We start from the raw sequence: 10,137 nt of genomic DNA, 5'->3' as shown, positions 1-10,137 counted from the left end.
CACCGGCAGCGACTGGCCTTCGCTCGCGGCGCGGCGCCGGGCGTCTGGCGTTGCCGGGTGCATCGAAAGCAGACGTTCGATCGCTGCGCCCGCTACCGATTGGCCGCCCTCGTTGAGCCATGCATCCGGCACCATCGCCGAGAAGTACGGCCCCCATACCCCGGGCACGAAGACCGGGCTGCGGGTCGTGGTCATCGTGCACGACGAGGTGCCGAATACGTAGGCGAGGCAGGACTCGGGTTCGTCATTGGCGCCCACGGTGCCGATCCCTCCGGCATGAGCATCGATCACGCCGGTTGCGACCGGCGTTCGGACTCGCAGACCGAGCTCCGCCGCGGCGGTGGCCGTCAGTCCGCTTCCTAATGGCGTTCCCGGGTCGACCACGCTCTGGCCGATGCGCGTGAAGGCCTCGTCCGCCAGCACGCCGAGGCCGATGCTGCGGAAGTAACTCTCGTCCCAGCGCCGCTCGTGCGCCAGATAGGTCCATTTACAGGTCACCGTGCAAGTGGAGCGCGACAAATCCCCTGTCGCGCGCCAGGTCAGAAAGTCGGTCAGATCGAAAAATTGCCATGCCGCCGCGAAGACCGTTGGCCTGTTTTCGAGGAGCCACAGCAGCTTCGGCGTTTCCATTTCCGGCGAGATCTTGCCGCCGACAAACTTCAGCACCTCATGGCCCGCGGCGTTGATGCGTTCGGCCTGCTCAACGGCGCGGTGGTCCATCCACACGATGATGTCACGCTCAGCTTGCTCGGACGGGCCCACGGGCAACGGCTGGCCACCTTCGCCCAGCACGACGAGCGAGCAGGTTGCATCGAAGCCGATGCCGTCGATCTGATCGGGCGATACCGTGGCCTGCGACAGCGCGTCTCGCACGGCATGGCAGACGGCGTTCCAGATCTCGCCGCTCGACTGCTCGACGATGGAGCCGCTCGCGTGGAACAGCGTGATGTCGTGTCTTGCCGAGGCCACCATGTTGCCGGCAAGGTCGAAAATGCCGGCCCGGGCGCTGCCCGTGCCGACGTCCACGCCGATGACATAGCGCGCATCGCGCGTGCTGGGTGTCGCGCCGGAGGTCGGGTTTGTCGAGGTCATAGATCGACGTTGTTTGGAAGAATCACGAGATCGCGGATGGTCACGTTGCGCGGCCGCGTCAGCATGAAGAACACTGCATCGGCGACTTCCTGGGCTTGCATCAGGCTGCCCGACGCGAGTGCTTCGTCCATCTTCGCCTTCGGCCAGTCGTCGAGGAGCGCAGTGACGACCGGACCCGGACACACCGCGCCGACCCGCACGCCATGCTTGGCGAGTTGGCGACGCGTGGTGTGGACGAAGGCCTGCACCGCGAATTTCGACGCGGTGTAGATCGGCTCCCACACAACCGGGACGATGCCCGCGATGGAACTCGTAAAGATGATGTCGCCCGATTGCTGCGCGACCATGTGCGGCAGCACTGTGTGGACCGAACGGAACGCGGCATTGACGTTCAGGTTGAGGACGCGGTCCCAGTCATCCGGATTGCCGTCCACCACTTCGCCGCCGACGTAGGCGCCGGCATTGGCATGGAAGATGTCGAGGCCGCCGGCAACCCCGAGGATGCGTGGCAGCATCGCGGATACTTCTGCTGGCTGCAACAGGTCCACGACCAGCGGAAACGCGTTCGGTCCCAGTTCTGCGCACAGTTGCACGAGCTTGTCCTGCGCGCGATCGATCAGAACGACTTTTGCGCCTTCCTCGATCAGCGTGCGTGCGCACGCGAAGCCGATACCCGATGCCGCCCCTGTGATGGCGGCGACTTTTCCCTTGATGGATTCACTCATTGACTGTTCTCCTGTCGACCAGAGTTAGCGCTTTAGCGCTTACTCTGGTCCCATGCACAGCGGTCGACCAGAGTTAGCGCTTTAGCGCTTACTCTGGTCCCATGCAACGCGGTCGACCAGAGTTACTACTCAGCGTTAACTCTGGACCCATGCAATTTCTGCGGTCGACCGGAGTCACCGCATCAGCGCCCACCCCAATCCATATAAAACACCTACCGTCCTGATCCAACTACGCCCGCCCATGCGAAACCCTCGACTGCCGAGCCAGAGAATCCACGATCACCGCGATTGCCAGCACCGCCCCCGTGATCATGAACCGCAGCGACGACGATAAATTCAGCAGCGTCAGCCCACTGGCAATCGACTGAATCACGATAATGCCCAGCACCGCCGAAAACGCACTGCCGCGCCCGCCAAACAGGCTGGTGCCCCCAATCACGGCCGCGGCAATCGCATTCAGGTTCACGTCGCCGGTACCGGCCTGCTGACTGGCCGAGGCGAGCCGCGCCGCGGTCAGCACGCCGCCGAGCGCGGCGAGACTGGCGCACAACACGAACGCACTGGTGTAGATCGCGCTCACATTGATACCGGCCCGCCTCGCTGCCTCGTGATTGCCGCCGACCGCATGCATCGAGCGGCCCCAACGCGTTCTCTTGAGTGCGTAGTCCATTGCAACCGCGAGGCCGAGGAAGATGCCGAACATCAGCGGCACGCCGCGTCCCCGATTAAGGTAAGCCACCACCACTTCCAACAGGATCGTGATAGCCACTGCCCGCACGACAAGACTACCCACCGAGGGCGCCGAGAGATTGGACGCACGGCGGCGTTCACGCGTGCGCAACCCGATCACCAGCATCACGACACCCGGTACCAGCGCGAGGAGATACGCGACGACAGCGGGGATGATGATGAGTTGCCCGAGGTTCACCATCGCCGAGTCGTACGGCAGATTGATCGACCCGCTCGCGCCGAGCACGTACAGCTGCATCCCGAGAATCGCGAGCAGTCCGGCCAGCGTGGCGACGAAGCTCGGCATGCCGAGCCGGTTGAGCAGAAACGCGTAGATGGCGCCGACCACCGCGCCGACGACGAGCGCCGCGACGATCGCCAGCAACACCGGCCAGCCGTGATTGATCCACAGCATGCCCAGCAGCGCGGAAGCAAAGCCGCTCATCGAACCCACCGACAGATCGATCTGCCCCACCATCAGCACGCAGACGATACCGAGCGAGATCACGCCGACCGTGGAACAGTCGAACAGCAGATTCACCAGATTGTCCGCCGAGAGGAACACAGGATTGAGACTGGTGAACACGGTCCAGATGATCACGAGGCCCGCGACGACCGGCAGCGATCCCAGATCGCCGGAGCGCACCCGGTCGACGAAAGCGCCCACGGTGCCGCTGACTCCGGTGGCGTGCTTGACGCGGATATCGCTGCGGTCGAGCAGCGTGGACGGCTGCGGCGCGCCTTGCGCTTCAGGCTGCGGGGCGCCTTGGATGTCGTTGCTCATGATGGTTCCCTGGTCGAGGTGCCCTGTTCGGCCTGTTCCGCCTGGCGGCGGCCGGCGCGGCGCGACACGGCGTTCTCGGTGGCGCCGGTGATCGCGGCCACCAGCTCCTGATTCGAGGAGTCCGGATAGAAGACGCCGTTGTTACGGCCAAGGCGCAGCACCACGATCCGGTCCGCCACGGCGCGAACGTCCTCCATGTTGTGGCTGATCATGATCACCGCGTGACCGCGATCGCGCACTCGCTCGATCAGGTTCAGCACCTCGGCGGTCTGGGCCACGCCGAGGGCCGCAGTCGGCTCGTCGAGCATGATCAGCTTCGGGTCCAGCAGCAGCGAGCGCGCGATCGCCACGGTCTGGCGTTGGCCGCCCGATAGCGAGGCGACCACGTCGCGCACACTCGGAATGCGGGCCGACAATTCGTTCAGCAGCGTCCAGGCTTTCACCTCCATCGCGACCTCGTCGAGGCGCGCCGGATTCAGCTCACGCCCGAGGTAGATGTTCGCGACGACGTCGAGGTTTTCGCACAGCGCGAGGTCCTGGAACACCGTGGCGATGCCGAGATCGAGCGCCGCGCCCGGATTGGACAGCGTGACTTCCTTACCGCCGAACGTGATGGTGCCGGCGCTGGGTTGGTGGACGCCGGCGAGAACCTTCACGAGGGTCGATTTGCCGGCGCCGTTGTCGCCGACGAGCGCGACGACTTCGCCGGCGTGCACGTCGAGTTCGATGTCGGTCAGGGCCGACACGGCCCCGAAGTGCTTCGAGACGCCGCGCAGGCTCAGTACCAGTTCGCCACGTCTGGACCGTGTTGTGGAGTTGTCAGTCATGGGACGGATACCTCATCGAGAGTAGAGAGACCCGGCATGCGCCGGGTCCGTCCGGGATTTTGCGGCGCGCTCGCGCCGCATTGGCGCCGCCGGGCGTCACATTTACATTCGCACCGGTTTAGTACGTGATGCCCAGCTTCTTGCATCCTTCGGCATAGCGATCGGTGCACAGATCCTTGCCGCTCGCGAAGCCCTTGTCGACAACCTCCGTCTTGAGGTTCTTCGCCGTGATGACCGCCGGTTTGAAGAGTTGCGCGGGCGTGTTGAAGAGCGTTGTTTCACCCTTCGGGGTCTGGCCGGACAGGAAGCCGACGGCGACCTTCGCCGCTGCGGCGGCGACGATCTCGCTCGGCTTCAGAATGGTGTTGTACTGGTCGCCGGCGATGATCAACTGCAAGCCCGCGGTCGTCGCGTCGTTACCGGTCACGGGCGGCACCGGATTGACGCCGGCGGCCTTGAAGGCCGCGACGGCGCCGCCGCCCGTGCCGTCATTCGCCGCCACGACGCCGACAATCTGCGAGCTGAAGCGCGTGATCTGCCCGCTGACCCACTGCTGCGCCTTCGGCGGCGCCCAGTCGGGGGTGTCGTACTCGGCTAGCGTTTTATAGCCGCTGCCTTGCAGTCCGGCGTGGATACCTTTCTTGATCAATCCCGCTGCGGCGTCGGTCGGCGAACCATTCACTTCGAGCACGCCGCCCTTGCTGGTCGGCACATTGGTTTCTTTCAAATGCTGAACCAGCGATTGCGCAATTGCCTTGCCGATGCCTTCGTTGTCGAACGACACGTAGTAGTTGGCCGGCGTGGACGGTACGGGCCGGTCATACGCGATCACCTTGATGCCCTGGCTCTGCGCCATGTGGACCAGCGACGCGGCGGCCGTCGAATCGACCGGATCGAGGACGATCACCTTGGCGCCTTGCGCGATCACCGAATTGAACTGCTGCTGCTGCGTCGAGACGTCGGCGTTGGCGTTCTGGTAGAGCACCTTGCAGTCGGGACAGAGCTTGCCCATTTCGGCTTTGAAGCCGGGGAAGTCGTGCTGTTCGTAGCGGGTCGACGCCTGGTCAGGCATCAGAAAAGCGACCGTGCCGCTGGGGGCGGCCCATGCCGCGGTGCTGATCAACAGGCTCAGCGCGCTGGCGCCGATGAGGTGGTTCGAACGTCGGGTCATCGAATGTCTCCATTTTTAGAAAATTCCGGCGCGGGTGCTGCCGTGGTTGAGCCGCTGGTGAGGCTTCTTGTTGAAATTCGTGAAGTTCGTTAGTCGCTCGTTAATAGCTCGTTAATAGCTCGTTAGTGCGGTTGGCAGTGTCCAGATCGCGGGTTGTAGCCTTTCGTGGCGCTAGCCCGACGTTTCCGGAGCAGGCGCGGCGTCAGGCGGTTCGGTGGCGCTCGCCGCATTGAGTTGTTGATACGCGCGCCATCGCGAAGGCGACATGTCCTTCAAGGCAAGGAACTGGCGATTAAAATTCGACAGGTTGTTAAAGCCGACCCGATAGCAGATATCGGTGATGTTCAATTCACCCGACATCAGCAATTGACACGCGAGATTGATGCGCAGGCGGTTCACGTACTGCACGAACGGCACGCCGGTGTGCCGGCGGAAATATCGTGAGAAGGCACTCACGCTTTGTCCCACGAGTTCGGCCAACTCCGTTTCGCGCAACTCTTGCGACAGGTTCTTGCCAACATAGGACAGCACGTGATTGATACGCGTCTCGGCATAGCGCGCCGGGTCCGCGCAATAAGCGGCGCTCGCCAGCTTCACGGGCGCCACGCTTTGCACCAGCAAATCGAGCAAAGCAAGAAACAACGTGATGCGCCGCATGCCTTTCGCACCCAGCATTTCGCGCATGATCGGCTCGGCAGCCACACCCGTTTCGGGAGTGAACAGCACACCCCAACGCGAGGCATCGAGTAACGACTCGACGCGCTTGAACTCCGGGAAAACCTTGATCGCGTGCGTGACGAACGCGGCATCGAATTGCACGATCAGACAGCGTTCATCCACATGCTCACCATGCGGCACGTTGCTGACCCAGTTGTGCGGCAGATTCGAGCCCACCATCACGAGATTGCCCGGCGTGAAATTGCCGATGTAATCGCCGACGAAGTATTTGCCCGTCGTCGACGTAATCAGCTGAATTTCGTATTCGGGATGGAAGTGCCAGCGCACCGTGCGATAGGGATACCCGTGCGACCACACCTTGAAGGACTCGTCGCGCGGCACGGCGACCAGCTCCAGATCCGGCTGGGCGATGTTGGCGTGGCGCGCATCGATACGCGCCGTGGCAGCCAGCGTCGTGGGCATCTGTCTTCCTCCTGAGCCTGTTCAGCTTTTAGGCGTTCGCAGCGCCTATATCGCGCGTCGCCATGGGAGAAAGTTAGTCTTGTCGCGGATAACCTGCCACTGAAAATAAGACCGCGAACTAATACTTTATTGCATTCGGGTAAGTCCGTAGGGTATCTGGAGTCAATTTTTGTGCAGTGCGGGGCTTGCGCTTCGGGCTCAGAATGGATGGGTGACGAGAAGCGCGTCAGTGCTTCCCGTCTTCATCTGACCTTCGATTCATTATGGCAGCGACACGCGTTCGTACTCGCTTTGTGCCGCTTCGTCCTGTCACTTCCAGGAGAAATCCATGTTCCCTGTCAACGGCATCGTCGCCGTGTCCACGCAGCGCACAGTCGAGCAGGCCGCCGAGGCACTCGCGACGCTGATTGCAGCGAAAAACCTCATCTTGTTCGCCCGCATTGATTTCGCAGCGGATGCAGCGCGCGCGGGACTGGTGATGAATCCGTCGCAGTTGTTTATATTCGGCAATCCGCAAGCGGGCACGCCGCTGATGCAGGCCGCGCCGACCATGGCGCTCGACCTGCCTTTAAAGGTATTGGTGTGGCAGGAGAACGGTGGCCAGGTGTGGCTCTCGTATAACGCGACGGGCTATCTGCAGGCACGGCATGACGCGCCTGCAGAGTTGATGAAAGCGATTGATGGCATCGGCGCGCTCGTGCAGGCAGCGGCGGCCGGCTGATATGCGTCAGTCGGTGCCGCGCACGATTCGCAGATCGCGCTCCACGCCGTCGCCGAGCGCCTCGAGCGCTTTCTTGTAGGCGTCGCTATCGTATGCGGCAACGGCCTGCTCGTAAGTGGGGAATTCGATTACGACAGTGCGTTCCTTCAAGCCCTGCTCGCGAACCTCCTCGGCTGCTCCGCGCACGAGGAATTTGCCGCCGGCGGCTGCCACGGCAGCGGGTGCCAGCTGTGCGTATGCGGCGAGTTTCGCCGGGTCTTTCGTTGCGCGGTATGTGGTTACCCAGTATCCCTTGCTCATATGAATCTCCTTGTTTGCGGCGTGAACGTGGTGATTGCGTTGCAAGCAACGTCGAGGGAATTATGTCATCGATCGGCGTTGCGCATTGACGGACGAAACGGCTGTCTTGTGCGCGGCCCGGTCATGACGCCGCGAGTCGGTGCGCCGATCGTTCTATCGACGCGCGCCGGCTACCGCAGGATATTCGCGGGCGCTAGGTCTGACTCGCCATGTGCACCTGAAGCATGGCGGGGAGGCTGCCGCCGAGCTCGGACATGCCGAACAGCAGCAACGCGCCGCAAAGCAACAGAAGCAACGGATTGATTCGAGTACTGAGCAGGACCGCCACCGAAACGAGCGCAATCGCTATGGCCGGCGGGCCGCCGTCGAGCGACTTCAGCAGGACCCAGCCCGCAGCGAGGATCATGCCGGATGCCACGGGGCGCAAACCGCGTTCGAGCGCCAGTTGCCACGCCGCCCCCTGATAACGTGTCCAGATGTGCGTCACGCCGTAGATCAGAATGCCGGTTGGGCCGAGCAACGCCAGCGTCGCGACGACAGCGCCCCAGAAGCCCGCGATCTGCCAGCCGATCAAGGTGGCCAGCAAGGAGCCTGGGCCCGGCGCCATCCGCGAAATGGCAAAGTCGACGCCGAACTGGGCGTGTGTCATCCACCCATGCACGTCCACGACCTGCCGCTGAATATCGGCAATGATGGCCTGGCCGCCACCGATGGTCACCAGTGAGAGGGGCGCGAAAATTCCCGCCAGCTGTAGAAGAATGCGATTCGGCATGGCTAGGCTTTGCGCAGTTTGAGGTATTCGACAAGCACGCTCAGGCCGCCTCCGCCGAGCACGACCCACACCAGCGGCAGCCGCAATATGCCGACCGCGACGAAGGTGCCCGCGAGAAAAAGCAGAGGCAGGAGTCTGCGCGGCACGCGGCGCGCGGTGGTCACGCCCATTGACAACGACAGCCCGGTAGCCGCGGCGGCGGCCCCTGCAAGCAGAACGTGAGCAAGCGGGAATTGCATCAAACGGCTGAGAACGGTGCCGAGAATGATGATGAAAATCGCGGGCGGGATGATGATGCCGGCCACCGCCAGGAGTGCGCCGCGCCAGCCGAGCAGCCGGTGGCCGATCCAGATCGCCATGTTCTTGACGTTGATGCCCGGCAGTGCCTGCGAAATGGCGAGGCCGTTCAAAAAGTCTTCTTCGCTGATCCAGTCGCGATCCTGGACGAATTCGCGCAATAGCCACCCGCTCAGCCCGCCGCCGAAGCTGGTGAGCCCAATACGGCTGAATATGAAGAACAGCCCGGAGAGAGTGGGCGGACTCGTGTTAGCGATTTGTTTGGACATCGAATCTTGTAGTCAGATTGACGTATGGCAGGCGAAATAGTTGCGCCTCACGAGCGGGTCATATTATGTGCGCAGGGAAATTATAACAACCGGAGGTTGGCTTCCGGACGCCGATTGCGGCTAGAGCGTGTCAGGTACCTTCGGTCGGATCTGGAATCGTGGTGGCATGAAAAGCGCAAACCGCAAACCGCAAAAGCTACCCCACTGATGTCTCCGACGAAGAATGGAGCTTCGCGGCGCCCTGTTTGACGCTAATGGACGTCAGCCCGCTGTAGCGCCATGGCGGATGCGACCCAATGACTTTCCGCCGTGGGAGATGGTGTACCAGCAGACCCCTGCCGTGAAATCGTCATAGCGTGTTTGTATTTCGTTATTCATGCCGATACAGCTAATTCGCTCAGTGCAGCAATGCCGCAGTGGATCTCTTTGTTGCGCGGCCGGGCAAACATAACCAAATATATCGGTTAATGTTGCGTGCTTCTATCGTGTGAGTTTCATTGTGGTATCTCGGGCGATGGATTATCGCCAACTCGCAAATATTGTGTCAATGATTGGTGTGGTAAAAAATTGTCTTTGATTGTCAATTTGTGTCTTTGGAAACTATTTTATGCTGCCATCCAAAGATATCTGGAGATGGTCTATTGCATTGAATTTAATGAAGATTGGTGATTCAGCAAGGTTGCTGTTCTGACCGGATTCGTCGTGGAATAATTACTCTAAATATTTTATCTCATTAAAAAATGCAGGGCAGTCAAGATTAATATAGATCTGCTTTAATGGACGACCGGTTGTTTTTCGTCCTATTAAACATGTAATTTCCGATCCAACTCAATCGCCATCAATTAATTGAATGCGAATAATCAGCCTGTTTGCATAGTGTAATCCGGCGCAAGCGTGTATTGAGTCGACAAAGGAGTCGACAACGTTGAAAGCAGTTAACTCGAGGGCTCCTATCCGGTCGCGTGTCGGGGAATCGCTCAATGAGCGAATGGTCGATGACGGCTACGCAACGATGCACGGAGTTCAGGAGGATCTGCGCGGCAGTGATGCGGGGTTCGGCCTGGTTGGGTTGGGTCAATAACTCGCTGGATCTGCGCTCAGCGTTCCGGCAAGGCACGTTCACCCCGGAATTCTTCCCGTTTCCGGTTAATGCGTGCGCCCGGGTAGCACGGCCTGACTTTTTTTCATCAAGGAATCCCCGCTTCATGATAGTGACGTTTCCGCTCGAAGACGATCCGTATTACAGCGCTCCCCCAGCGCAGTCCTATCCGCAGTCCGGTGGCGCGGCGCTGACCAGGCCAGCACTGGTG

General features: G+C 61.3%; 10 protein-coding genes and 1 pseudogene. 2 read left to right on the top strand and 9 right to left on the bottom strand.

What is annotated here, in order from left to right:
* The 6 genes from QOC89_RS07815 to QOC89_RS07790 all read right to left on the bottom strand — a co-directional run.
* Positions 1–1,092, bottom strand: a 1,092-nt coding sequence (locus QOC89_RS07815) for an FGGY family pentulose kinase (protein WP_323044503.1), incomplete at its 3' end; no start/stop codon positions are given.
* Positions 1,089–1,817, bottom strand: coding sequence for an SDR family oxidoreductase (locus QOC89_RS07810; RefSeq protein ID WP_323044502.1), 729 nt, complete (start codon positions 1,815–1,817; stop codon positions 1,089–1,091). The genes QOC89_RS07815 and QOC89_RS07810, both read right to left, overlap by 4 nt.
* A 229-nt stretch (positions 1,818–2,046) precedes the next feature.
* A complete protein-coding gene (locus QOC89_RS07805) occupies positions 2,047–3,330 on the bottom strand; it encodes a sugar ABC transporter permease (protein WP_323044501.1) in 1,284 nt (427 codons plus the stop codon).
* A complete protein-coding gene (locus tag QOC89_RS07800) occupies positions 3,327–4,157 on the bottom strand; it encodes an ATP-binding cassette domain-containing protein (protein WP_323044500.1) in 831 nt (276 codons plus the stop codon). Before QOC89_RS07800 ends, QOC89_RS07805 begins: the two co-directional genes overlap by 4 nt.
* Before the next feature lie 118 nt (positions 4,158–4,275).
* Positions 4,276–5,328: a sugar ABC transporter substrate-binding protein gene (locus QOC89_RS07795; protein WP_323044499.1), complete on the bottom strand. Its 1,053-nt coding sequence runs from the start codon at positions 5,326–5,328 to the stop codon at positions 4,276–4,278.
* 171 nt (positions 5,329–5,499) lie between these two features.
* Entirely contained in the window at positions 5,500–6,468 is a 969-nt protein-coding gene (locus QOC89_RS07790) for an AraC family transcriptional regulator (RefSeq protein WP_323044498.1), read from the bottom strand.
* Between the two features lie 328 nt (positions 6,469–6,796).
* Here QOC89_RS07790 and QOC89_RS07785 point away from each other — a divergent pair, with 328 nt between their 5' ends.
* Positions 6,797–7,189 (top strand): DUF302 domain-containing protein, encoded by a 393-nt coding sequence (locus QOC89_RS07785; RefSeq protein ID WP_323044497.1) that lies wholly within the window; start codon positions 6,797–6,799, stop codon positions 7,187–7,189.
* Between the two features lie 6 nt (positions 7,190–7,195).
* Here the strand turns inward: QOC89_RS07785 and QOC89_RS07780 are convergent, their stop codons facing one another.
* The 3 genes from QOC89_RS07780 to QOC89_RS07770 form a co-directional block, all read right to left on the bottom strand.
* A complete protein-coding gene (locus tag QOC89_RS07780; protein ID WP_323044496.1) occupies positions 7,196–7,489 on the bottom strand; it encodes a DUF1330 domain-containing protein in 294 nt (97 codons plus the stop codon).
* 193 nt (positions 7,490–7,682) lie between these two features.
* Positions 7,683–8,261 (bottom strand): chromate transporter, encoded by a 579-nt coding sequence (locus tag QOC89_RS07775; RefSeq protein ID WP_323044495.1) that lies wholly within the window; start codon positions 8,259–8,261, stop codon positions 7,683–7,685.
* Positions 8,262–8,263: 2 nt separating this feature from the next.
* Positions 8,264–8,827, bottom strand: a complete 564-nt coding sequence (locus tag QOC89_RS07770) for a chromate transporter (RefSeq protein WP_323044494.1) — start codon at positions 8,825–8,827, stop codon at positions 8,264–8,266.
* Between the two features lie 188 nt (positions 8,828–9,015).
* On the opposite strand from QOC89_RS07770, the pseudogene QOC89_RS07765 reads away from it, so the two are divergent.
* Positions 9,016–9,161, top strand: a pseudogene (locus QOC89_RS07765) (transposase); the annotation flags it as partial.
* Positions 9,162–10,137 lie beyond the last annotated feature (976 nt).

This window comes from Paraburkholderia sp., assembly GCF_034668105.1.
Lineage (GTDB): Bacteria > Pseudomonadota > Gammaproteobacteria > Burkholderiales > Burkholderiaceae > Paraburkholderia.
This window is presented reverse-complemented; position numbering and strand designations above follow the sequence as displayed.